Source organism: Clostridium sp. TF11-13AC (assembly GCF_003481065.1).
Classification (GTDB): Bacteria; Bacillota; Clostridia; order Lachnospirales; family Lachnospiraceae; genus Otoolea; species Otoolea fessa.
This window is the reverse complement of sequence record NZ_QUKJ01000028.1, coordinates 1-234: the sequence shown is the minus strand read 5'-3', so window position 1 is coordinate 234 and position 234 is coordinate 1. Positions and strand designations below refer to the sequence as shown.

Genomic DNA, 234 nt, shown 5'->3' with positions numbered 1-234 from the left:
GGGGCGTTTGCGCTGTTTGCGAAGCTCCTGCACCCGTTCCCATGTTTGGGTGTCTATGATAGGCTCGTGGTGGTTCTCGAAAATCACTTGCTTTTCCAGGGGATTTTCTACACTGTGCTTGACTTTGTAAGAAAGTTTTTCTGTCTTGAAATTTACCAGACAGCCTGTGTATTCCCGGTTTTCAAGGATATGCACTACGGTATTAGTCGCCCACTTGCACTCATAGCCGGGGTG

At 48.3% G+C, this 234-nt stretch carries 1 protein-coding gene; it reads right to left on the bottom strand.

Annotated features, from left to right (window positions below):
• Window positions 1-234, bottom strand: a 234-nt coding sequence (locus DXD12_RS15735; RefSeq protein ID WP_243105413.1) for a recombinase family protein, incomplete at both ends; no start/stop codon positions are given.